The following is a 23,575-nucleotide window of genomic DNA, read 5'->3' as shown; positions in this document are numbered from 1 at the left end:
TTGGGCACACCCGCAGGGGCGAGGCCCAGGGGTTACTGCAGCAGCGAGCGCAGCATCCAGGCGTACTTCTCGTGGGTCTGCAGGCGCTGGGTCAGCAGATCCACGGTCGGGTCGTCGCCGGCGTCGTCGGCGGTGCCCAGCACCTTGCGCGCGGTGCGGCAGACCGCTTCGTTGCCGCTGACCAGCTGGCGCACCATTTCACGCCAGTCGGCACTGTCGCTCAGCCCCTGTTCTTCCGGGATCGAGGTCAGGGCGACGAACTCGCTGTAGGAGCCCGGTGCGTTGTAGCCCAGGGCGCGGATGCGCTCGGCTACTTCGTCCAGCGCCGCCCACTGCTCGGTGTACTGGGTCTCGAACATGGTGTGCAGCGAGTTGAACATCGACCCGGTGACATTCCAGTGGAAGTTGTGGGTCTTCAGGTACAGGGTGAAGGCGTCAGCCATGTAGCGGGCCAGACCGTCGGAGATCTGCTTGCGATCACCGTCCTTGATCCCGATATCGATGTGTGGTGCCGATGCTGCGGCGACCGGCAGTGCGTCCAATGCTTCATTGATGACGACGGGCTTGTTGGCGTTCTTTTTCTTGGACATGGGAATGGTCCTCCTGAGGAAACAGATATCGGGTCACAATAGACAGGCTAAAGGATCTGCTGTCATTCAATCTTTCACATTTTTCGATCAATGAGCGCTATCGACACCGACCTTGCCAACACCTTGCGTGAGCGCCGCCGCGCCGTCGATGGCGCGATGAGCCGCGACCGTGGCCGGTTGCTCGGTCTATGGTCGCGCTGGCAGGGCAAGCCCGGCAACCCGCAGGTGCGCGAGGCCTTCGAGCAGGCGCTGGCAGCGTCGCAGGCGCAACGCCAGGCGCGTGCCGAGCAGCAGCCGGCGATTACGCTGGACGAGCAACTGCCGATCGCGCGCGAGGCCGAGCGCATCATCGCGCTGATCCGCGACCATCAGGTCGTGGTCATCGCCGGCGAGACCGGCTCGGGCAAGACCACCCAGCTGCCCAAGCTGTGCCTGGCGGCCGGGCGCGGCGCGGCCGGCATGATCGGCTGCACCCAGCCACGCCGGATCGCCGCGCGGGCGGTGGCCGCGCGCGTGGCCGAGGAGCTGAACACGCCGCTGGGCACCACGGTGGGTTTCCAGGTGCGCTTTACCGACCGGGTCGGCGAGCAGTCGCGGATCAAGTTCATGACCGACGGCATCCTGCTGGCCGAGATCGCCAGCGACCGCTGGTTGTCGGCCTACGACACCATCATCGTGGACGAGGCGCACGAGCGCAGCCTCAACATCGATTTCCTGCTCGGCTATCTCAAGCAGTTGCTGCACAAGCGCTCCGATCTGAAGTTGATCGTCACCTCGGCCACCATCGACACCGAGCGCTTCGCCCGGCATTTCGACAACGCGCCGGTGATCGACGTGGAAGGCCGGACCTTCCCGGTCGAGGTGCGCTACCGGCCGCTCGAGGGCGAGGCCGACGACGGCGGCGAGCGTGGCAATGGCCGCGATGGCGAGCGCACCGTCAACGATGCGATCGTGGCGGCGATCGACGAGATCACCCGCATCGATCCGCGTGGCGACGTGCTGATGTTCCTGCCGGGCGAGCGCGAGATCCGCGATGCGCACCAGGCGCTGGAACGGCGCAAGTACCGCGAAACCGAAGTGGTGCCGCTGTACGCGCGGCTGTCGGCGGCCGACCAGGACCGCGTGTTCAACCCGGGGCCGCGCCGGCGCCTGGTGCTGGCCACCAACGTGGCCGAAACCTCGCTGACGGTGCCGCGCATCCGGTATGTGGTGGATCCGGGCTTTGCGCGGATCAAGCGCTACAGCCCGCGCCAGAAGCTGGACCGCCTGCATATCGAGCCGATCTCGCAGGCCAGCGCCAACCAGCGCATGGGCCGCTGCGGCCGCATTGCCGAAGGCATCTGCTACCGCCTGTATGCCGAAGCGGATTTTGCCGCGCGGCCGGCATTCACCGACCCGGAAATCCGCCGCTCGTCCTTGTCGGGCGTGATCCTGCGCATGCTGCAACTGGGGCTGGGGCGGATCGAGGAGTTCCCGTTCCTGGAAGCGCCGGACGAACGCGCAGTCGCCGACGGCTGGCAGCAGTTGCTGGAGCTGGGCGCGATCGATGCCAATCGGCGCCTCACCGCCATCGGCCGGCAGATGGCGCGCCTGCCGGTGGACGTCAAGCTGGCGCGCATGCTGGTGGCCGCGCAACAGCACGGCTGCCTGCGCGAGATGATCATCATCGCCGCGTTCCTGGGTATCCAGGATCCGCGCGAGCGCCCGCCCGAAGCACGCGAGGCGGCCGACAACGCGCACGCGCTGTTTGCCGATGCACGCTCCGAATTCGTCGGCATCCTGCGGTTGTGGGAGGCGTACCGGCAGGTGCACGAGGATCTTACCCAGTCCAAGTTGCGCGATTGGTGCAACCGGCATTTCCTCGGGTTCCTGCGCATGCGCGAATGGCGTGAGCTGCATCGGCAGCTGCGCCTGTTGTGCGAAGAGCTGGGGTGGAGCGAGGAGCCGGCCGCTGCGATGCTGGCGCCATTGCTGGCAGGTGCCAGCGCGCCTGCGCGCGAGGACGGGCACAACGCCAACCGGCCGACGCGCGGGCAGTTGCATCGCGCTGCGCGGCTGGCGCGCGAAGGCAAGCCGGATCCGAATGCGCCACCTGCGCAAGCCACGTCCGCCGCAGCCGGCAAGCAGGCCGACCTTGCCGAGGCCTCGGCACGCATCGGCGAGCGCGAACGCGCGGCGGCGTATCAGGCCCTGCATCGTGCGCTGTTGGCCGGCCTGCCCACGCAGATCGGCCATCGCACCGAAAAAGGCGATTTTCTCGCCGCGCGGCAGCGCCGGTTCGTGCCGTTTCCCGGCTCGGCACTGGCACGCAAGCCGCCGCCGTGGATGCTGGCCGCCACGCTGCTGGATACGCAAAAAGTCTGGGGCATGACCAATGCCGCGATCGAGCCGGACTGGGCGATCGCCGAGCTGGGGCATCTGCTGGCACGCAAGCATTTCGACCCGCATTGGTCGCGTGCGCAGGGGCAGGTGGTGGCATCCGAGCAGATCAGCCTGTTCGGCCTGGTGCTGGCGCCGAAAAAGCCGGTCCACTTCGGCAAGATCGATCCGGCCGGCGCACACGACCTGTTCGTGCGCCAGGGCCTGGTCACCGGCGAGATCAATACGCGTGCGGCGTTCATCGCCGACAACCTCAAGGTGCTGGAGCAGGCGCGCGAGGAAGAAGCCAAGCTGCGCCGGGCCGGCATCGTCGCCGACGAAGACTGGCAGGCGCGCTGGTATCTGGATCGCATCCCGGCCGAGCTGCACTCGGCCAGCGGGCTGGATGCATGGTGGAAGACCTTGCCGCCGGACAAGCGCCGCAGCCTGCACTGGACGTTGAACGACCTGTTGCCGGGCGAAGGCAGCGAGGCCGACCGGTTTCCCAAGTATTTCCCGCTGGGCGATGCGCGGCTGCCGTTGCATTACCGCTTCGAGCCGGGCGCCATCGATGACGGGGTGACGCTGGATGTGCCGCTGCACCTGCTCAATGCGCTGGATCCGGCGCGGCTGTCGTGGCTGGCGCCGGGCTTCGTCGCCGACAAGGCATCGGCCCTGATTCGCAGCCTGCCCAAGGCGCAACGGCGCAACTATGTGCCGGCGCCGGATTTCGGGCGCGCGTTCTACGAGGCCTACAGCATCGCCTCGGCCGACGCTATCCGTGGCGAGCTGGCGCGCTTCCTGACCAAGGCCACCGGCACGCAGGTGGCGGCGCTGGATTTCGACGAAGAGTCGCTGGACACGCATCTGCTGATGAACCTGCGCCTGCGCGATGACGACGGCAAGGTACTGGCCGAGTCGCGCGATCTGGACGGATTGCGCGCACGCTTTGGCGAGCGTGCCGGCCAGGCCTTCGCCGCACGTGCGGGGCGCGCGCTGGCGGCCGAGGGCTTGCGCGATTTTCCGTCCACGCCGATTCCCGAACAGGTGGCCGGCGAGGCCGGCGTGCCGGCGTATCCGGCGCTGGTGGACCAGGGCGAAGACGCGGCGCTGCGCATTTTCGCCGACCGCAACGAAGCGGCGCAGGCGCATCCGCGCGGCGTGCGCCGGCTGCTGGAAATCGCGCTGGCCGACAAGATCAAGCAGGCGCGCAAGCAACTGCCGGTGTCGCCCAAGACCGGCCTGCTGTACGCGGCGATCGAATCGCAGGAGCGTCTGCGCGGCGATCTGGTCGATGCCGCGCTCAACGCGGTGCTGGCCGATGGCCTGGGCGCGATACGCGACCCCGGTGCCTTTGCGCAGCGCCGCGACGAGGCCGGCAAGCGCCTGTTCGGCGAGGCGATGGAACGGCTGACGCTGGCCGAAAGCATCCTTGGCGCCGTGGCCGAACTCAAGCCGCTGCTGGAGGCGCCGTTGATGGGCTGGGCGCGCGGCAACCTGGACGATATGGAACAGCAGCTGCGCGCGCTGGTGCATGCCGGCTTCCTGCGCGAAACACCGGCCGAGGCACTGGCCAGTTATCCGCGCTATCTCAAGGCGATGATCCTGCGGACAGAGCGTGCCAAACGCGATCCGGCCCGCGACCAGGCGCGCATGCTCGAACTCAAGCCGTTCGTGGATGCATTGGACCAGGCGGCCGCGCGTGGGTTGCAGCAACGTGATGAATGGCAGTCGCTACGCTGGGATCTTGAGGAATTGCGCGTGTCGGTCTTTGCGCAGGAGCTGGGCGCCAGGTCGGGCGTGTCGGCGAAGAAGTTGTCGCAGCGGGTGGCGGCGTTGCGCAACTGAGTGGTGCTGGATGCGCTGGTGACGACGGCTTGCCGTCATCACCAGCGCGCTGCATCAGCGCAGGTCCTGCCATCAACGGGTTGCTCATGCCGCGCGCTGCGCTTGAAGCCACCAACGAAACATAGCGAGCAGTGGTCGGCTGGGCGTGGACGGCGCGCTCGGAACCGGCGTATACGAGGTGTACGTGCCGATTCCGAGCACGGGCCACGCCCGCCTGGCGGCGAGCGCAGCCGTTTTGCCAGCCGCTGCTAGAACTTCATGTGCAGGCTCGCCATATAGCGGCGCCCGCTTCTGTAGCGACCAGCCAGGTGGTCGGTGTCGCCGAGATACTGCAGGTATTGCTCGTCCAGCAGGTTCTGCGCGTCGATCTGCAACGACCAGTTCGGACTGAACGCATAGCCGATGCTCGCGCCGAGTTCGGCATAGTCGTCCACGCTTGCCGGCGCGGCGCCGGCCACGTAACCGCCGGCCAGGTAGCTGTCGCGCCAGTTGTAGGTCAGCCGCGCGTTGAGCGGGCCCTTTTCGTAGTACGGGCTGACTGCCACGCTGTTGCGCGACTGATAGGGCAGGGCATCGCCGGTGTTGTTCTGGCCATTGGCGTAGGTGTAGTTGGCGGTCAGGCCGAAGCCGCTGTCGCCGAACGGCTGCTGGAATGCGATGTTGAAGCCCTTGACCTTGCCATCGCCGGCGTTGCGTGGCCGCTGGATGCTGTAATCGCAATAGCCATCGGCGGTGCAACCGTTGCTGCCGAGCAACTGCGCCCAGCTTTGCGGCGCGGTATCGCGTAGCGCGTTGTACTGGCGTTCCACGCTGGCGCTGGTATCGATGTAGTTGTCGATCTTCTTGTAGAACACCGACCAGGCCACCACCGACTGCTGGGCAAAGTAATACTCGGCCGACAGGTTGAAGTTCCAGGATTCGTACGGCGACAGCTCGGCATTGCCGCCGCTGCCGGTCAGCGTGGTGTCGTTGAGGAAGGTGTTGTTGACCATCTGGTTGTACGGTGCCCAGGCGATCACTTTGGCCGCGGCAAACCGGAACACCCAATCGTCGACGGCCTCGTAGGCCAGCGTGAGCGAGGGCAGCAGGAAATCCTCCTTGCGCGTGCGGGTCTGCCACAGGCTGTCGGCGTTCTGCAGGGTGGGCGTGCCGCTGTAGACGAAGCCGCTGCCCTCGGTTTTTGAATCCACATAACGCAGCCCGAGATTGCCGCGCAGGCCGCCGCCGGAGAAATTCAGCTGGGCATAGGCGGCGTTATTGGTCTGCTGCAGCGCCCAGGTGTTGTTGAGGTAGCTGGCCGGGTCTGGCGCGCCGTAGTCGACCGGGCTGTTGCGGATCCAGTCCAGCACGTTGTTGCGGCCTGCCTGCACATGCCGGCCGTGGTCGGGATGGAACTCCTGCAGGTCGGTGAGCCCGATGGTGCCCACATCGGCCAGCGTGCCTGGCGTCACGCCGCCATAGACGTTGAGCTCGAAGCGCTCCTCGTGCTTGCCATGACGCACGCCCAGCAGCAGTTGATTGAACACGCTGTCGAACTGCAGATTCAGATCGAGCTGGCCGTAGGTGTCCTTGCTTTCAGTCGAGAAGATGCCGTTATTGCCGAACCAGCCGCCGGCCGAGCCCCAGTTGGCCGGATCGCGCGCACGCGCCGGGTCGTCGAAGCGGATGCCGCGCCGCGTGTCCCAGCTGAAGCCGCCGTTGTAGAACGGCTCGATGAAGTACTGCGACAGATCCTTGTTCTCGGATCTGCTTTGGCCCACCTGCCCATTCAATCCCCAGCCATCGCCGCGGAATGCGCCGCGCAGGTCCAGGCCCTTGGTGGTCACTTCCGATTCGCGCACATTGTTGTCGTAGATCACGGTGCCGCCGAGCGGGTCGGCATTGGCGCCGGAATGCCCGCTGGTCACCACGCCGTTGCGCAGGCCGCCGAGTTGATCCACTGCCGCCACGGTGCCGGCATTCCAGGTCAGGAAGCTGTACATCGACTGGTTGTAGTTGTCGAAGTTCTCGTTGATGTACAGGCCGCTGAGGTTGAATTCCAAGGCCTCGCTGGGCTTGAGCTGCAGGTTGACCACGGCGCTGTCGCGCTCGCGATCCTGCTGGAACCAGGCCGCGTTGATCGAGTTGGGCACGTCCGCATCGGCGGGCACGCCGCCTGCGGCATTGGCAAATGTGCTGGCGGGTGCATAGCCGAACACTTCCATGCCGCGGCGATCGACGCGCTCTTCGTAATGCTGCGCCGATACCGCGATGCCGAAGGTGTCGGCCGCGTTTTTCCAGCTATACAGCAGCGCGGCATTCGGTTTTCCTTCGCTGGCCTGTGCGCTGTAGCTGTAGCCGATGGAGGCGGCCACCTCGTTGACGTCCAGGTCCAGCGGTTGCCGGGTGTGCATCAACACGGTGCCGCCCAGGCTGCCTTCGGTCAGGCGCGCTTCGGAGGATTTAAGGATTTCCGCGCGGCCCAGGATCTGCGGCGCCAGCAAGGTGTAGTCGAATCCGCGGCTGGGTTGCTCGCCGTAGAGCCATATCGCCTGCGCCACCGGGTGGCCGTCCAGGAAGGACAGATTGAGGCTGGGGTCGGTGCCGTCGATGCTGACGCGCTCGCCCTGGCCGAAGCGCCGGTCCAGGGTGACGCCGGGAATCTGCGACAGCGCCTCGGCCACGTTGGTGCTTGGAAACTTGCCGATGTCTTCGGCGGTGATCGCTTCGGAAATGCCGGCGTTGTTGCGTTTGGTGTCGAGCGACTTTTCCAGGCTGGCACGGATGCCGACCACCTGCACGGCATCCAGGTCGGTGGCCTGGCGGTCGACCGTGTCCTGGGCTTGCGCAGTGAATGCCAGCGACAACGCGATCGCGCTGGACAGCAGGGTGATGCTGTATTTCATGATGTCTCTCCTCATCACGCACAGGGAAGGACGGCGGGCTGCTGCTCGCCGGATGCGGGGTCTTGCAGACGCGCGCTCGGGACCGAGCGCGTGGTGGATCGCTTACGACAGGTCAGCGTGGTGTTGCAGATACCAGTTGGCCGCGCCAAGCACGCCCAGTTGCCCGTGCTCGACCAGCTTGACCGGGATGCGTTCGAGCACCGCGCGCATGCGGCCTTTGGCCAGAAAGCGTTCGCGGAAAGCGCTGTTCTGCAGGAACGGCCCGATCGTCGGCAAGAAGCCGCCGGCCAGATAGATGCCGCCGGCCGCGCCGTAGGCCAGCGCCATGTCGCCGACCGCGCTACCCAGCACAGCGCAGAAGATCTGCAGGCACTCGCGTGCCAGCGCATCGTCTTCGTGCAGCGCGGCATGCGTGATCGCGGCCGGCAGCCGATGGCGCGGGGTGGCGCCATGCAGTTCGCACGCGGCGTTGTACAGGTGCAGCAGGCCGGGCCCGGACAGCACATGCTCGAGTGGCAGATAGCGCTCGCCACGCAGCAGGATCCGCAGCACCTGCAGTTCCACCTCGTCGTTGCTGGCCAGGGCGACCTGGCCGGCTTCGGTGGCGAGCACGATCGGCCGCGGCCTGGCATCGATCCAGACCGCCGCACCCAGCCCGGTGCCGGGGCCGACCACCAGGATCGGGCCGGTGGCGCGCGCATGCCGCGGGGTCGGCCCGCTCAGTTGCAGCGCGGCGCGTTGCTCCATCAAGGGGGCGGCGTAGGCCACCGCTTCGAAATCGTTGACCAGGTGCACGCGGGGCACGGCGAGCGCGGCACGAATGCGGCCAGGCGAAATCGTCCACGGCAGGTTGTTGCTGATGAAGCTGCCATCGTCCAGTGCGACCCCGGCACTGGCGATCACCACGGCTTCGACATCGCGTCCGGTCTTCAGGAAGTCGGCAAGGATGGCGTCCAGACTGGCGTGTTCGGCGCAGCGGTAGGTGCGGTAATGCGCCAGCTCGGCTGCAGCGTTGTCCGCCTGCGCGATGTGGCCGACCCGCACATGCGTACCACCGACGTCGGCCGCGATGAAGCCGGTGGCAACCGGTGCGGTGGGCAGGCCGGTAGCGAGAGCAGAACGCGAAGTCGCAGCCACGTGCAGTCCTTTGGGTTCGTCCGGTCGGCCAATGCGATCGGCGAGTAGCGGCCTGTGTAGAAGCTGGTGACAACGATGTCAATGGTTCAGTCGGGTTGGATCGATCTTGTTGGCAGGCTCAAGTGCAGGATCGCCCGATTCAGCGCTGTCTGCGCGGAGGTGATTGCGCAGTGCGGAAGGCGCGCGCGGGCCACTGCGGACCGGTAGCGGTGGTGGTTGTCGCCATCCGGGGGGGCATCGTAGGCATCGACATCGACATTCGATACCGACAGCCTGGTTGTCAGTTGTCGGCGGAGTCGCCCACTCAGCGCGCAGTCGCCGCAGAGGCAGCGCCCGGCAAGGTGCTGCAGGCCGCGCCATCCGTGGGTGGCGCCTGCGTCGGGTACTGCTGCTTGCCGAGCACGTAGGTCTGGCTGGTGGCGACGAAGCCGTCCGCGTAGGTGGCCTCGATGAAGTACGCGCTCCAGCCGGCCTCGGGCATCCGTACCGGTACCGACACGGTGTTGCCGCGTGCAGGCGTGATCGGCGTGGCGCTGTAGCGAATGCCGCAGGCATGGCGGAAGTCGCGCGCCACCGGGTTGCTCGCCTGCCACAGGCGCAACTGCGCAGGGCGCTCGGAGGAGTGGAGGCGGAGCTGCGGGTGTTCGCCTGCGCGCAGCGAATCGCGCACCTTTGGCAGCGCGCGTTGCTGCTGCAGCCGGGTCACGAAGGGCACCAGGCTGTCGACGATGAAGGCGCGGATGCCGTTATGCGCGCTGTTGGGCACCATGCGCAGCGCCTTGCTGCCGGGCAGCGCGTTGTAGAAGAACTGCGTGTTGTCCGGCAGGAAAAAATCGTCGCCACTGGCATTGACGATGTACTTGGGCACGGCCAGGCGTTTGCGCTGCGGCGTGTGCAGATAATGCAGCGGGTCCTGCAGTTGCACCAGTTGCGCAAAGGCCGGCGTGTGCAGCTGCGTGGTGATGCCCTGCCTGGCGTAGGCGTTGAATGCGATCGGCCAGTTGCCGCCATAGCTCCGGTACATGTGCTCGAGCACTGCCGGCATGTTGAGGATGTCGATCACCAACGGCACCACGGCCTCCACGCGCGCGTCGGCGATGGTGGCATGCCAGCTTGCCCAGCCACGCTTGGAGGCGCCGGCGAGGATGAAGCGATGAATCTGCAACGGCGCCAACTCGCGTTCGGCCAGGCTCATGGTGCGCGCGATGGCGGCGGCCATCGGCACATGCAGCGGCAGGGTCTTGCGTTGCTGCGGCGATGCCAGGAACAGCGACCAGCTGTAGGCGACGCTGTCGTCCTCGCGGCGCGGCGTGCCGTCGTTGCGATAGGTCAGCGCCTGGCTGGGGATATCGCCGAGCGCAATCACCACGGTGCGGCTGCGCTTTGCTAGCGTCGCCAGGGCCTCGGGCGACAATTCGCTGGGCGGCTGCGGCGCGCCGCCATCGGCTGGATGACGGGTGCCATTGGTGGAGAGCAACAGTGCACGTGTCGGCAGCGCATCCGTGGGGACATAGATCGCGACATCGTGTTGCCAGCTGGCCGGCTGCACCAGGGCCTCGGGCGACCATTGCTGCGAGGTCAGCAGGTAATCGCGCCGCTCGACGCCGGCCACCGTGCTGGTGGCCACACGCCGGTAGACCAGCGGCTGGCGTTCGATGGCATCGTGATAGCACACCAGCGCCTGGTCGATGCCGACCTCGGGCGCGTCGGCGCACTGCTGCGCTGACAGGGCGGCTGCAGTGGCCGCGCCTGCAGGCGCAGCACCTGCGAACCAGCCCAGCGACGCCAGCAACACCAGGCTGCAACGTGTCATCGACCGCATGCATGTTCTCCCAGTGGCGTGGGTGCGCCAATCCCGCTGGCGGGCTGCGCGGTGCCCGGTTGGGCTTACTTGATCCGGCGGACCTTGGCCTGGGTGTTGTAGCCCTCGATCTGCAGATACCACACGCCGACCAGACCCGGCTTGATCTTGACCTTGGGCGCGGTCTTGCGCACGCCCGACAACGTGGCGGCGTCGGTCTGCTCCCAGTCCTGGCCATTGGCGAGCGTGTAGACGCGCCCGGTCGAAAAACCCTTGAACTCGCCAACGATGTTGCTCTCGATCGGCTCCTTGCTGCCGAAATCGAAGAAGCCGCGGTTCTTGACGATCACTTCCTGGCGGCCGGCTTCCTTGGCCTGTTCGACCACGACCGCAGCTTCCTTGGCGACCTTGCCCTGCAGCCAGTCGTTGAGCGCGGCCAGTTCGCCGGCATCGAGCTTGTCCAGGCCGGCGGCCTTGAACTGTTCGGCGCTCATCTGCGACTGCAGGTCGCCCTGCACCGCGCGCTGTGCCAGGGCCGGGGTGGCGTTCAGGGCAAGGGTCAGGCAGACCAGCAAGGGAATGCGGCGCGCGAGCGACATGGAAGCCATCCAGAAGACGAAGAGGCCGCTAGTGTAGACGCTGGAGCGCAGCGTGCAGCCTGAGACCACAGGTGCTGATGTGTGCGGGACAGCCCCGAGCCGCCTCGCACAGCGTGGAGACACCACCAGGGTGTGGGGCGCTCCGCCACCGGCGACGTAAGGTCTACGCGGGCACTTTCGCACGCTCGGGACGGCGGTAAACAAACTCCGGTGCCGGCGCTGCAGCTTCGCGTTCGGCGGTGGCGCGCACCTCGGCATGCCGCGGCGAGCGTTCGCAGACCGGGTCCAGCGTGGCGGAATCGCCACTGAGCGCCAGCGCCTGGCAGCGGCAGCCGCCCCAGTCGATCTCGCGCTTGGGGCAGCCCTGGCAGACCTCGGGCATCCACGCGGTGCCGCGGAAGCGCACGAAGGCCTCGCCGTTGTTCCAGATGTCGGCCAGCGAACGCTCGCGCAGGTTGTCAAAGCGCATGCCGTCGATGGTTTCGGCTGCGTGGCAGGGCAGCACGTCGCCGCGCGGGGAGATGTTGACGAAGCGCTGGCCCCAGCCGCCCATGCACGGCTTGGGCTGGCGGGCGTAGTAATCGGGGGTGACGAAGTCGATCGCCAGGCGGTCGCCGAGCTCGCGGCGGGCGGTTTCCACCGCATCAATCGTGGCCATCAGCTGCGCGCGGCTGGGCATCAGCGCGGCGCGATTGCGCAGGCCCCAGCCGTAGTACTGGGTGTGCGCCACTTCGATGCGTTCGGCCTGCCACTCCAGCGCCAGCGCGATCATGCCGGGCACGCGCTCGGCGTTATGGCGATGCAAGACCGCATTAAGCGTCAGCGGCAGGCCGCGCGCACGTACGGCGGCGGCAAACGCGCGCTTCTTCGCCAGGCTGTTGCGATAGCCGGCGATACGGTCGGCACCGGCCGGGTCGACATCCTGCACGCTCAGCTGCACATGCTCCAGTCCGGCCGCCTGCAGCTGGTCCAGCATCGGCTCGCCGCCGGCTACGCCGGAGGTGATCAGGTTGCTGTACAGCCCGAGCGCGCGTGCGTGCGCCACCAGCTCGGGCAAGTCCTTGCGCAGCATCGGTTCGCCACCGGAAAAATGCGCCTGCAGCACGCCCATGTCGGCAGCCTGCTGCAGCAGCGAGCGCCAGCCGGCAGTATCCATTTCCTCGCGCAGCGCCGCCAATGCGATCGGGTTGGAGCAATACGGGCAGGCCAACGGGCAGCGATGGGTCAGCTCCAGCAGCACCGACAGGGGTGGCGGGGCGATGGTCATAGCCGCAGCAGACGCTTTTGATGCAGCGTGTTGGTGAGTTCGATCACATCGACTTCGATATCGGCCGCGTCGGCGTCGAATTCGCCCGCCAGTTCCTGCGCGATCTGCGCCAGCGAGCGCGCACCGTCGTAGCGCTGCGCCACCACCAGTGCGATCTCGTCCAGCTCGACCACCCGTTCCGGCGCCAGCAGCACCCATTGGTCGCGCGCGCGGTCGTGCTGCAGGCGCACGCCTGCGCGCAGGGCCGGCTGGCTGTCGCGGGTGATGCTGCTCACGCCGCTGCCCGGCTGGCGTCGCGGTCGGGCACGAATGCATCCGGCCACACGATGCCCGGGGCGACGTAGGCCACGTGCAATGCGTCCAGCTGCGCCCACAGCACCGAGCACTTGAAGTGCAGCGCGGCCTTGACCAGCTCCTGTTTCTCGACGGTATCGGCGTGCTGCTTGACGTAGTCCAGCGCAAAATCCGAATCGCGTGGCGCCTCGGTCAGGCGATGCTCGAAATAGGCCAGCGCTTCGTGCGAAACGAAGTCGTAATGCTTGAGCATGCCGGCCACGCGCCGGCCGATGATGTTGGGAGCGAACAGCTCGGTCAGCGAGGAGGCGATTGCCTCGAGCAGGCTTTTTTCGCGCACGAACTGCAGATAGGCCTGCACCGCGAACCGGGTGCCGGGCAGCAGCGCACGGCCGGATTCCACCAGCGTGCGGTCCAGGCCGAGCGCGTCGGTCAGGTGCAGCCAACGGGCAATGCCGCCATCGCCGGGGCTGTTGCCGTCGTGATCGAGGATGCGTTGTCGCCAGATCCGCCGCAACGCCGGGTCCTCCATGCGCGCCAGGATCGCAGCGTCCTTCAATGGAATGCAGCGCTGGTATTCGAAGCGGTTCAGCGCCCAGGCCTGGACCTGGCCGCGATCGAGCTTGCCCTCGTGCAGCAGCGCGTGGAAAGGATGCTGGTCGTGATACAGGCGGGCGCCGATGGCGCGCAGGTCCGCCTCCAGCTGGTCCGGGGTGAGCAGGGTGGTCACAGGGTGATCTCCAGGCCGTCGTAGGCGACGTCCCAGCCGCTGGCACGCGCACTGGCGTACTCCGGCGAGTGGATGTCGAGCACGGGATTGGTGGTGTTGAGATGGATGAAGATCTTGCGCGCCACCTCCAGCGGGGCAAACGCGGCAATGGTGCCGTCGGGGCCGTCGATGCTCATGTGGCCCATGCGCTGGCCGGTCTTCTGGCTGATGCCCAGTTGCACCATCTCGTCGTCGCGCCACAGCGTGCCGTCGAAAAACACCAGCTCGGCGCCTTGCAGGCGCGCGCGCAAGGCATCGGTCATCGCCGCGCAGCCGGGGATGTAGTGCACGCGGTGCTGGCCATCGTCGATGGTCAGCCCGAGGGTTTCTTCATTGGAGCCGGCCAGGTCGCCGCCGCTGCGCGATTCCATGAACAACGGCACCTTGCCGGGCACCGAGAAGGGCGTCAGCTGCAGGCCCAGCAGCGATAGTGGCGTCTCCAGCGCAAACGGCTGGCGCTGCACGTAAGCCGGATTGACTGCATCGAAGATGGGGTTCTGCGACAGCAGGTCCAGCACGCGGCGGCTGGCATGCAGCGAGAACGCCTGGCTCTCGCGCATCGACAGCAGCCCGGCGATATGGTCGATCTCGCCGCTGGTCAGCAACACCGCTTCGATCGGTGAATGCCGCAGACCGCGTTGCGGCCAGAGCGCGGGCGTTGCGAGGAGTTGTTGACGGAAATCGGGTGAGGCGTTGATCAGGACCCAACGTTGGCCATCGGCGCTGACGGCGATGCTGGCCTGGGTACGACGTTGGGCACCGTCGGCTTGTTGCCATGCCCGCCGGCTGGCGGGTGTGTGGCAATTCCACTGCGGGTGCCCACCGCCGGCCGCCGATCCCAGAACGATGATGCGCATGGAGAACTGTTACCTATCTGCCGGCAATCGCCGGTCATGCATCGGGAGGAAGGGCGGCAGGTGCGCTCAGAATTCGCCGGAGACGTAGCAGTTGATCTCGGCGCCACAGTTGACTTCACGAACGACAGGCTTCTTCCAGGTCTTCATCGGCTACCTCGCAGTTGGTTGGAATGACGTGGCCGCGGCAGGACGCAGCGGCAACGCCAATGGAGGATAGGCAGGCGGTCTGGGCGAGTTGTAAAAAGCATGTAAAAAGCCGATTGACCGTGCTGATCGGCTTGCGGCGCTGCAGCAATCCCGGCCCGCAGCGGTTGCGAATCAAGACCTTGGCGGGTGAACCGACCATAAGCGCAGGCGCGTGCCGTTGCGCCGACCACGACGCACTGCGCGTTGTGGAGAAGGTGACGCGCACGTTACCGTAGCTGTCAGCCCCTTGTTGTTGCCGATCGCCGTGTCCACCGCTGTGACCAGTTCCTCTTTCGAGCGCCTGCATGCCTTGCTGCAGCGTCCTGCCCTCGCATCGATCGCGCCAGACCTGCGTGACGCGCTGGCGCAGGCCTGGCAGCAGCAGCCTTCGCCGAGCGAGGACGTGCCCTGGGCGCTGCTCGCCGACACGCTGGACGCGTTGGGGTTGCTGGCGGCCGACGAGGCGACCCTGATTGCGGCACTGTTGTTCGACCTGCCGGCGCTACGCGGCGCGATCGCCGGCCTGCCGTGGCAACCGGCCGAGCGCCGTGTGGCGGTGGAAGGGCTGCTGGACGGGCTGGATGCGGCCGACCAGGTCTGGGCCCTGCACGCCGGTCGCGAGGCCGGGCGCAACAGCGAAGGCCTGCGGCGGCTGTTGCTGTCCATCATCCACGACCTGCGGGTGGTGCCGATCCTGCTGGCACGGCAGTTGGCGCGCATGCGCGTGGCCGACCGCCTGAGCGAAGAGCAGCGCCGTGCACTGGCCCAGCTCACCCGTGACATCCATGCGCCGCTGGCCAACCGGCTGGGCATCTGGCAGGTGAAATGGGAGCTGGAGGACCTGGCGTTCCGGCACCTGGAGCCGGACACCTACCGCCGCATCGCCCGCGAAGTGGACGAAACCCGCGTGGCGCGCGAGCGCTATCTGGATGCGGTCAAGCGCACCTTGTCGACGACGCTGGCGCAGCAGGGCCTGCGCGCGGACGTGAGCGGGCGGCCGAAGCACATCTACAGCATCTGGCGGAAGATGCAGAAAAAGCGCCTGTCCTTCGACCAGCTGTACGACATCCGCGCGGTCCGGGTGATGGTCGACGACGTGGCCGCCTGCTATGCCGCCCTGGGCGCGGTGCACTCGCTGTGGGCACCCGTGCCGAGCGAGTTCGACGATTACATCGCCCGGCCCAAGGCCAACGACTACCGCTCGCTGCATACCGCGGTGGTCGGCCCGGAAGGGCGCACCATCGAAGTCCAGATCCGCACCCACGAGATGCACGCGCAGGCCGAGCTCGGCGTGGCCGCGCACTGGAAATACAAGGAAGGCGGCAAGGGCGGCGAGAAGGCCTTCGACCGCAAGATCCAGTGGATGCGCCAGTTGCTGGAACAGGTGCAGGACGGCGACCACGGCGAACTGGCCGGTGCGCTGGATGCCGAGCTGATCGAAGACCGCGTGTATGCGCTGACGCCCAAGGGCGAGGTCATCGACCTGCCGCAAGGCGCCACGCCGCTGGACTTCGCCTACCACGTGCACACCATGGTCGGGCATCGCTGCCGCGGCGCGCGCGTCAACGACCGCATCGTGCCGCTGACCTACCGGCTGCGCAGCGGCGACCGGGTGGAGATCATGACCGCCAAGGAAGCCGACCCGCGCCGCGACTGGCTGCTGGCGTCCAACGGCTTTCTGGCCAGCGGGCGCTCGCGCGACAAGGTGCGCGCCTGGTTCCACAAGCTCGACCGCGCGCGCAACGTGCAGGCCGGCAAGGACCTGCTCGATCGCGAGCTCAAGCGCCTTGGCCTGCAGCACGCCGACCTTGGCGTGGCCACGCGCAAGTTCCACGCCGAGACGGTCGACGACCTGTACATCCAGGTGGCGCTGGGCGATACCGGGCCCAACCAGGTCAGCCGCGCCCTGCTGGAGGCCGAACGGGCCGCCTCGCAGCCCGCGGTCCCGGCGCCACCGCGGCCCACCGCGCGCCGCGAGGGCCTGGGCAAGTCCAAGTTCACCGTGCAGGGCGTGGGCAATCTGCTGGTGCAGCTGGCGCGCTGCTGCCAGCCGGTGGCGGGCGAGCCGATCGCCGGCTATCTGACCCGCGGCCGCGGCATCACCGTGCATCGCACCGATTGCGCGGCATTGTCGCGGCTGGCGGCGGCGCATCCGCAGCGCGTGCTCCCGGTGGAGTGGGGCCAGGCCGGCAGCGGCTACGAAGTGGATGTGCAGGTGCGCGCGGTCGACCGCCGCTGGCTGCTCAAGGACATCACCAACCTGATCGCGCAGGAGGACGCGCACGTGCTGGAAATCAACAGCGACAACGTGCGCGACACCGGCAGGGCGCAGCTGCGCCTGCGCCTGAAGGTCAGCGATTACGGCCAGCTGTCCAGTCTGCTTGGCAAGCTGGACGCGCTGCCCGGCGTCAACGAGGTGCGGCGACTCGGTTGAGTGCGCCGCCGCTCGCCGGCGCCGATCGCTTCGGAACAGACGGCACCCACAGCAAGCGAGGGGTGCCTGCCTGACGATTCCCGATTCCCGATTCCCGAATCCCCCAAGCCCACATCGTCTTCGCAGCAGACAGCTACCATGACCCGGTGAACGCGTCCCCCTCAGGTCGCGCCAAGGACGGACGCCACCGCATGTTCCCGCTTCCGCGCTGGGCCCGATCGCCCCGCCTCTGGGCGCCATTGCGCAGCCGCGCGCTATGGCGCGTGGTGCTGGTGTTGTGCGCCTGCCTGTTGCTGGCCACGGTCGTGCTGCGCAAGCCGCTGGCCGATTGGCTATGGCCGGACACGCGCATCCAGCAACTGCTGCAGCGCGGCGATGCGGCGCTGTCACGCGGCCACCTCAGTACGGCTGACGGCAACGGCGCGCGTGAATTGTTCGCGGCCGCGCTTGCCCTGGACAGCGACCGTGGCGAGGCCCGCGCCGGCCTGGCGCGCACCGGTGCCGCCGCCGTGGTGCAGGCACGTGCGGCGGTCGCAGCCGGGGACGCCGCCGCTGCACAACGTGCGTTGACGCTGGCGAACGCGCTGGAGGTGCCGCAGGCGCAGACCGCCCCGGTCGCGCTGCGCCTGCGCGCGCTGCAGGCGCGTCGGGCCGGCCTGGACGCCTTGTTCGCCCAGGCGGTGTCCGCGCAACAGCAAGGGCGCCTGGATGGCAGCCCGGACAGCGCGCTGCCGTTGTACCAGCGCATCCTGACCCTGGCGCCGGACCGTACCGATGCGCTGGAAGGGCGCGAGGACGCATTGACCGATCTGCTGGCGCAGGCCCGCCACGCACTGGCGCGCGATGCGCTCGGCGATGCGGCGCTGTTGCTGGCCGCCGCCAAGCGCTATGACCCCGGGCATGCCGATGTCCCGCTGACCGAGGGCCACTACCACCGCGTGCTGGAACAGCGCCGTCAGCGCGCCGAGGGCCTGTTGCGGCGTGGTCGCCTGGCACCGGCCGCACGCGATTTCAACGCAGTGCTGGCGGCCGAGCCGGAGGATGCGGCCGCCCGGCGTGGGCTTGAGCGGGTGGCCGGCGAATATGCCGCGCAAGCCGGCCGGCAGGCGGCGGACTTCCAGTTCGACGCGGCGCTGAAGTCGCTGCAGGAAGCGAAAGCCTTGCTGCCAGGCGCTGCGTCGATCGCCCAGGCCGAGCAGGCCATCGCGCGTGCACGCGATGCACAGCGCAGCCCGGAAACCGGGCTGTCGCGCGGTACCCGCGAGCGCCGCCTGCGCGCGCTGCTGCAGCGGGTCACGGATGCCGAAGCGCGACAGCAATGGATGACGCCTCCCGGCGCCAGTGCCTACGACGCGGTGCGTGCGGCGCAGGCGCTGGCACCGCGCGATCCACGCGTGCTGCAGGCCGCCGCACGCGTGGTGCCTGCCAGTCAGCGCTGCTTCGAGGACGAGCTGCGCAACAACCGCCTGCGTGCCGCGCGCGGCTGTCTGGATGCCTGGCAGGCGCTGATGCCCGGTGACGATGCGCTGGCCGGCGCGCGTCGCCGGCTAGCGCAGCGCTGGATCGCGGTGGGCAGCGAACGCCTGGGACAGGAGGATGCTGCCTTCGCGCGGCGCGCGCAGGACGAGGCGCACCAGCTGGATCCGGAGCTGCCGGAATTGGCCGAGTTCACACGCCGGGTCAAGGCGGTGGCGGAGCAACGCTGACGCCGCGGCCGCCTGCGGCGGCGCCCTGCACGCGCTGCCCGAACCCCCGGCGGGCACTCACCCGGCAATAAACAGCTCGCGCACCGTGCTGCGTGCCGCATCCAGCGAAAAATGCCGGGCCACGTTATGCAAGCCGTTGTCGGCCAGGCGCTGCCACAGCGCCGCATCGCGATACAGGCGCACGATTGCATCGGCGAACGCGTCGGCGTCGTCGGCCACGCAGACGTCCTGGCCGTCGCGCAGATGCATGCCTTCCACCGCGCAGGTCGTGCCGACCACCGGCTGCCCATGCGCCATGCTCAGATTGATCTTGCCCTTGACGCCCGCGCCGAAGCGCAACGGCGCCACCGCAATGCGTGCGGTCTCCATGAATGGCAGCAGATCCGGCACATGCCCGTGCAATTGCACGCCGGGGCATTCGTCGGCCAGCAGTCTCAATGCCTCCGGCATGTCCGCGCCGATGCAATGGAAGATCACCTCCGGCAGGTGCGCGCGCACCTGCGGAAAGATCGCGCTGATGAACCACTGCACCGCATCCACGTTCGGGGAATGCCGGAAGCCGCCGACGAACACCAGGTCGTGGCGTTGCTCGAAGCGGCGGCCGCTGCCGGCCACCTCATGCAGGTTGGAGAGCAGGGCGGTGCGGATCTGCGGTGCGTCCGCCTGCAGCTGCGCCTGCTCGGCTGCCGAGACCAGCAGCGTGACATCGGTGGCGGCCATGATCTCCAGCTCGCGCAGGCGGGTGCGTTCGGCCGCGCGCAACAGGTTGGCATCGCCGGCCAGCTCGGCGCCGCGGCGCTCGCGCAGGTAATGCAGGTCGACGGTGTCGAACAGGGTGCGCGCCTGCGGGGCGTATTGCCTGAGCAGCGGCAGGCAGGCATGCGCAACGTGGTGACGCACCAGCAGCACCACCGCAAACCGCGGGCCGTGCGTGCGCAGCCAGCTGCCGATGCCGTCCAGGAACGGCGCGTACCAGACTTCCACGCCCAGTTGCTGCAGCGCCTGCGTGTGCCGTCCGGCGTGTTCGCGGCGGGTCGGCACGAACACCACGTGCGCGCCTTCTTCGCATAGCAGGCGGATCAGATTGAACTGCCGCAACGAGCCCGAGTCGCGGTCCGGTTGCGGCACGCATTCGTCCAGGATCAGCACCTGGCGTTGGCCACGATGCAGCAGCGCAGGCCCGGGGACCGTGCCGACCGGCAACTGCATTGCCAGCGCCTGCTGCCACTTGTCGGCGAACACGCCTTGGTTGCGCACTTGGTACGCCTTCACCCCGGTGCGGGTGTCGGTGCCATTGCTGGTGCCCTCGTCATGCACCACCACGCTGGCCGGCTGCACCAGCACCCGGTAGCCGGCGGCACGCACCGCAAACGCCAGATCGGTGTCTTCGTAGTACGCCGGCATGTAGCGGCGATCCAGCCCACCCAGCGTCTGCAACAGCGCGCGTGGCAGCGCGATCGCCGCGCCGGAGCAGTAGTCCATCGCACGCACATAGGCATGGCGCGGGTCGTCGGCCGATTCGAAACGGCCGTAACTCCAGGCGCTGCCGTCGGCGAACACCACGCCGCCGGATTCCTGCAGGCGTCCATCCGGGTACACCAGTTGCGCGCCGACCAGCCCGGCGCCGGGGTGCTGGGCAAATGTGTCGATCAGCCTATCCAACCAGCCGGGTTGCGGGATGGTGTCGTTGTTGAGCAGCACCACGTAGTCGCCGCGCGCCAGGGCGATGCCGTCGTTGCAGGCGGCGATGAAGCCGCCATTGCTGACGCGCCGGTGGTAGTGCAGCCCTTGCACCTGCGGCAGCTGCGCCTGCGTGGCGTCGCTGCTGCCGTCGTCCACGACGATGATCTCCACCTCCAGCAGCGGCGGATGTGCCGCCAGTGCGCGCAGGCACGCCAGCGTGTGCGCGATGTGGTTGTAGACCGGAATCACCAGCGTCACGCGCGGGGTGTCGCTGTGCGGAACCGCAAACGCGGCAAACGGTGCGGCCTCCGGCAACCACAACGGCGTGCCGAGCGCCACCGGTGGTGCCTGCGTATGCACGCGAATGCGCTGCCAGGTGGCGCGCCAGCCGCGTGTGCGCATGCTCGCCACGCTGCGGTGAATCAGCCCAAGCACGCGATTGAACAGATAGCGTGCATCGGCCAGTGACATCGACATTCCGTTGGAACTCCAGACGTGGCGTGACGAAGAAAACCCGGCGAGCAGTCGTCAGGCAGCGAGGACGGCGCAAGGCAAGCGCAGGGGACGCAGGGTACCCGCAGATGCCGGAGACGGTCCGTGCCCGCTGACGGTGAGCGTGGCCGTTTTGTTAGCCGCTCTTAAGTCAGAGGGGCCGGCCGGCCACAACCACGACAGCGCTGCGCTAGACTCGCCGGACTCTACATTCTCGCATTCCTGTGCCCCGACGCCACGACAACGACGCTCCCGACGATTTCGAGGACGACTCCACCGAGCAAGGTTCCCGCTGGCAACGCAGGCTGATTGTCTGGGCCTTTGCGGCATTCGCGCTGGCGCTCGGTTTTCTGATTCCCTACACGGTGTATCTGAACAAGCAGGTCACCCAGCGGTTTGGCGAGCTGCGTTGGCAGATCCCGACCCGCGTGTACGGGCGGCCGTTGGTGCTGGCACCGGGCAATGCGCTGGATGCGGCCACGTTGAAGACCGAGCTAGACGCCGCCTCGTACCGTGACGACGGGCAAGCCAAGCTGGCCGGCACCTACCAGCAGGACGGCAGCCGCTTCACCATCGCCAGCCGCGGCTATATCGATGTGGATGGGCGCGTGCCTGCGCGGCGGGTGGAAGTCAGCCTCTCCGGCGGGCGCGTGGCCAGCCTGCGTGACGCCAGCGACCGCAAGGCGCTCAAGAGTGCGCGGCTGGACCCGGCGCGCATCGCCACGCTGTACGGGCAGAAGCAGGAAGAGCGCCGCCTGGTGCGCATGGAAGAAGTGCCCGAGCTGCTGGTCACCGGCCTGCAGGCGGTCGAGGATCGCGACTTCAACAGCCACCACGGCATCGATCTCAGCGGCATGGTGCGTGCGGCCTGGATCATGGCGCGCTCCGGCGGCCAGGTTCGCCAGGGCGCCAGCACCCTGACCCAGCAGCTGGCGCGCAGCGGCCTGCTCGGCATCGGCAAGGAACAGACCGTCACCCGCAAGTTCAACGAAATTCTCTACGCAGTGATCATGGAGGCGCGTTACGACAAGCGCACCATCCTGGAGGCCTATCTCAACCAGGTGTATCTCGGTCAGCGCGGCGGGCAGGCGATCCATGGCGTGTCCTCGGGCGCGGAGCTGTGGTTCGGCCGCGAGCTCAATTCGATGACCACCGAGCAGATCGCCTTGCTGATCGGGCTGGTCAAGGGGCCGTCCTACTACGACCCGCGGCGCAACCCGGAGCGCGCGCTGGATCGGCGCAATTTCGTGCTGGGCAAGCTGCACGAAAACAACCTGATCGATGCGGCCGAATACAAGCGCGCGCTGGCCGCACCGCTGGGCGTGCCCACCGAGCCGGGCCTGGTCGCGGCCAACCGCTTCCCGGCCTATGTGGACCTGGTGCGGCGCCAGCTGGCGCACGACTACCCGGAAGGCGTGCTGCAGGGCGCCGGCATGAGCGTGCTCACCGGCATGTCGCCGTCCGCACAGGCCTATGCCGAAGGCGCGGTGACCGGCACCATCAAGCGGCTGGACAACAAGAAGCGCCCACCGCTGCAGGCCGGCCTGGTGCTGACCGACGTGCATAACGGCGACGTGCTGGCGGTGGTCGGCAGCCGCGACGTGGCCAAGCCGGGCTTCAACCGCGCGGTCGAAGCGCAGCGGCAGGTCGGCTCGCTGCTCAAGCCGTTCGTCTACCTGCTGGCGCTGGCCTCGCCGGACCGCTGGGCGCTGTCCAGCTGGGTCGACGATGCACCGGTGACGGTGCAGCTCAGCCGCGGCAAGACCTGGTCGCCGGGCAATTCCGACAACCGCAGTCACGGCACGGTGCGGCTGATCGATGCGCTGGCGCATTCCTACAACCAGGCCACGGTGCGCGTGGGCATGCAGGTCGGCCCGGAGCGCATCGCGCAGCTGATCCAGGTCCTGGCCGGCATCAAGGCCGACACCAATCCCTCGCTGATCCTTGGTGCCACCGACCAGAGCCCGTACGGCATGGCGCAGCTGTATCAGTTCCTGGCTGCCGGTGGCGAGATCCAGCCGCTGCATGCGGTGCGCGGCGTGCTCGATCCGCAGGGCAAGCTGCTCAAGCGCTACGACAAGACCCCGGCGCCGGCGCAGGAGGGCGATTCGGTGGCGGCCAACCTGATCAGCATCGCCCTGCAGCAGGTGGTCAGCGGCGGCACTGCGCGGCAGTTGCTGGGCGATGGCCTGGGCCGGTTGTCGCCGGCCGGCAAGACCGGTACCTCCAACGACGGCCGCGACAGCTGGTACGCCGGCTACACCGGCGACCACCTGGCGGTGATCTGGATGGGCAATGACCAGAACGAGCAGACCGGCCTGTACGGTGCCACCGGCGCGATGCGGGTGTGGTCGAGCATCTTCGCGCGGCTGCCGAGTGCGCCGTTGAAGGTCAGTGGCAAGGGCCTGGACTGGCAGTGGGTGGACGCGGCCGGTACCGGCGTGACCGATGCCGGCTGCCCGGGCGCGCGCCAGTTCCCGTTCGTGGTCGGCTTCACGCCGGCCTACGCCCCCTGTGCCGGCAATGCACCGTCGATCGAAGGCGTGCCCGGCGATGCATCCGCGCCGGCCGAGCAATCCAGCGGTGGTGGCTGGCGTCGCTTCTTCGGTCTGGAAAAGAAGCCGGAAGACCCCGCGCCGGCACCCGCCGCGGCTGCACCTGCACGTTGA

Annotated in this window: 16 protein-coding genes and 1 other RNA gene; 4 read left to right on the top strand and 13 right to left on the bottom strand. The window is 67.9% G+C overall.

Annotated features, from left to right (window positions below; translation table 11 throughout):
• Positions 1-32: 32 nt before the first annotated feature.
• Complete coding sequence (locus EO170_RS16345; protein WP_102580821.1) at positions 33-590, bottom strand: Dps family protein; 558 nt, start codon at positions 588-590, stop codon at positions 33-35.
• A 90-nt stretch (positions 591-680) separates the two neighbouring features.
• On the opposite strand from EO170_RS16345, the gene hrpA reads away from it, so the two are divergent.
• Positions 681-4,796 carry an ATP-dependent RNA helicase HrpA gene (gene hrpA, locus EO170_RS16340; protein ID WP_126946510.1) on the top strand — a complete coding sequence of 1,372 codons (4,116 nt, stop codon included), beginning with the start codon at positions 681-683 and terminating at the stop codon, positions 4,794-4,796.
• Positions 4,797-4,905: 109 nt separating this feature from the next.
• On the opposite strand, the gene EO170_RS16335 is transcribed toward hrpA, so the two are convergent.
• The 11 genes from EO170_RS16335 to EO170_RS16290 all read right to left on the bottom strand — a co-directional run bounded on the left by EO170_RS16335 (position 4,906) and on the right by EO170_RS16290 (position 14,898).
• Positions 4,906-4,982: non-coding RNA, sX9 sRNA (locus EO170_RS16335), on the bottom strand.
• A gap of 62 nt (positions 4,983-5,044) precedes the next feature.
• Complete coding sequence (locus EO170_RS16330) at positions 5,045-7,681, bottom strand: TonB-dependent receptor (protein WP_126946507.1); 2,637 nt, start codon at positions 7,679-7,681, stop codon at positions 5,045-5,047.
• 102 nt (positions 7,682-7,783) lie between these two features.
• Positions 7,784-8,818, bottom strand: a complete 1,035-nt coding sequence (locus EO170_RS16325) for a glucokinase family protein (RefSeq protein WP_126946504.1) — start codon at positions 8,816-8,818, stop codon at positions 7,784-7,786.
• Positions 8,819-9,122: 304 nt separating this feature from the next.
• Positions 9,123-10,640 (bottom strand): PhoPQ-activated protein PqaA family protein, encoded by a 1,518-nt coding sequence (locus EO170_RS16320; RefSeq protein ID WP_126946501.1) that lies wholly within the window; start codon positions 10,638-10,640, stop codon positions 9,123-9,125.
• 65 nt (positions 10,641-10,705) lie between these two features.
• Positions 10,706-11,218, bottom strand: a complete 513-nt coding sequence (locus tag EO170_RS16315) for a hypothetical protein (RefSeq protein ID WP_104584661.1) — start codon at positions 11,216-11,218, stop codon at positions 10,706-10,708.
• A 163-nt stretch (positions 11,219-11,381) separates the two neighbouring features.
• Positions 11,382-12,485: a pyrroloquinoline quinone biosynthesis protein PqqE gene (gene pqqE / locus EO170_RS16310; RefSeq protein ID WP_241239458.1), complete on the bottom strand. Its 1,104-nt coding sequence runs from the start codon at positions 12,483-12,485 to the stop codon at positions 11,382-11,384.
• The gene (gene pqqD, locus EO170_RS21830; protein WP_115677205.1) at positions 12,482-12,760 is read right to left on the bottom strand and encodes a pyrroloquinoline quinone biosynthesis peptide chaperone PqqD; all 279 of its coding nucleotides are present in this window, start codon (positions 12,758-12,760) and stop codon (positions 12,482-12,484) included. The genes pqqE and pqqD overlap by 4 nt, the downstream gene beginning before the upstream one ends.
• On the bottom strand, positions 12,757-13,509 hold the full coding sequence (pqqC, locus tag EO170_RS16305; protein WP_126946495.1) for a pyrroloquinoline-quinone synthase PqqC: 753 nt from the start codon (positions 13,507-13,509) through the stop codon (positions 12,757-12,759). The genes pqqD and pqqC overlap by 4 nt, the downstream gene beginning before the upstream one ends.
• A complete protein-coding gene (gene pqqB / locus EO170_RS16300; RefSeq protein WP_104584653.1) occupies positions 13,506-14,405 on the bottom strand; it encodes a pyrroloquinoline quinone biosynthesis protein PqqB in 900 nt (299 codons plus the stop codon). Before pqqB ends, pqqC begins: the two co-directional genes overlap by 4 nt.
• Before the next feature lie 66 nt (positions 14,406-14,471).
• Positions 14,472-14,552: a pyrroloquinoline quinone precursor peptide PqqA gene (gene pqqA, locus EO170_RS16295; RefSeq protein ID WP_002812057.1), complete on the bottom strand. Its 81-nt coding sequence runs from the start codon at positions 14,550-14,552 to the stop codon at positions 14,472-14,474.
• Complete coding sequence (locus tag EO170_RS16290; protein ID WP_126946492.1) at positions 14,521-14,898, bottom strand: hypothetical protein; 378 nt, start codon at positions 14,896-14,898, stop codon at positions 14,521-14,523. Before EO170_RS16290 ends, pqqA begins: the two co-directional genes overlap by 32 nt.
• On the opposite strand from EO170_RS16290, the gene EO170_RS16285 reads away from it, so the two are divergent.
• Positions 14,842-17,025: a bifunctional (p)ppGpp synthetase/guanosine-3',5'-bis(diphosphate) 3'-pyrophosphohydrolase gene (locus EO170_RS16285; protein ID WP_164739768.1), complete on the top strand. Its 2,184-nt coding sequence runs from the start codon at positions 14,842-14,844 to the stop codon at positions 17,023-17,025. The genes EO170_RS16290 and EO170_RS16285 overlap by 57 nt on opposite strands.
• 191 nt (positions 17,026-17,216) lie before the next feature.
• Positions 17,217-18,731, top strand: a complete 1,515-nt coding sequence (locus tag EO170_RS21535; RefSeq protein WP_164741074.1) for a hypothetical protein — start codon at positions 17,217-17,219, stop codon at positions 18,729-18,731.
• Between the two features lie 57 nt (positions 18,732-18,788).
• Here EO170_RS21535 and EO170_RS16270 read toward each other — a convergent pair whose 3' ends face one another.
• Positions 18,789-20,891, bottom strand: a complete 2,103-nt coding sequence (locus EO170_RS16270; RefSeq protein WP_164741073.1) for a glycosyltransferase — start codon at positions 20,889-20,891, stop codon at positions 18,789-18,791.
• Positions 20,892-21,130: 239 nt separating this feature from the next.
• Between EO170_RS16270 and mrcB the strand changes: the two genes are divergently transcribed.
• Positions 21,131-23,575 (top strand): penicillin-binding protein 1B, encoded by a 2,445-nt coding sequence (gene mrcB, locus EO170_RS16265; protein ID WP_102251495.1) that lies wholly within the window; start codon positions 21,131-21,133, stop codon positions 23,573-23,575.

It is taken from the genome of Xanthomonas sp. BRIP62409 (assembly GCF_003992965.1).
In the GTDB taxonomy this organism is placed as follows: domain Bacteria; phylum Pseudomonadota; class Gammaproteobacteria; order Xanthomonadales; family Xanthomonadaceae; genus Xanthomonas; species Xanthomonas euroxanthea.
This window is presented reverse-complemented; position numbering and strand designations above follow the sequence as displayed.